The 570-nt window shown below is 48.2% G+C and carries 1 pseudogene; it reads right to left on the reverse strand.

Features of this window, described 5'->3' with window-relative positions:
* Nucleotides 1–570, reverse strand: a pseudogene (locus I6E49_RS14275) (IS5/IS1182 family transposase); the annotation flags it as partial.

The raw sequence follows: 570 nt of genomic DNA on the forward strand, positions 1-570 counted from the left end.
CGGTTGCAATCTGAAGATTGTACCCGGGTTTTGTCAGCCCGTCGTTTATAGCATCCTCCTTCATGTGCATGAATGTGGCATCCTTGTCGGTCTTTGAATAAGAGTTGCGGTCACCGAGAGTTTCAAGATGTTGGTTGTATTCAGCCAGTTTCTCGCTACGTTCCTTGAGTTCCTTGGCTAACTTGCGCCTCTTCTTCTTTTCTTCCTTGTCCATCTCCAATTGCGGGTCGGACAGCGAGGCATTAAGTTCTGCGGATATTTCGGCAAGTTGTGACGGGGTGAATTCCACCGTTTCGTCTGTCTTGGTATTGTCTTGTGCCATGCAGTCGTCAACCTGGGCAAGCAGAGCCTTTACCTTGTCAATAAGCCTGGCACGGTTACGCTCTACCGTCTTGCGCCAGACAAACGTATACTTGTTTGACTTCGACTCTATCTTCGTGCCGTCTACATACTCCACGTCGAGGCTTACATAACCTTTCGTTGCAAGAATGAGTACGAGCTGTGTGAATATGTTATTGATCTCGTCCTTCAGACGGTTGCGGAAACGGTTGATTGTTATGAAGTCCGGCT

This window comes from Leyella stercorea (genome assembly GCF_021531655.1).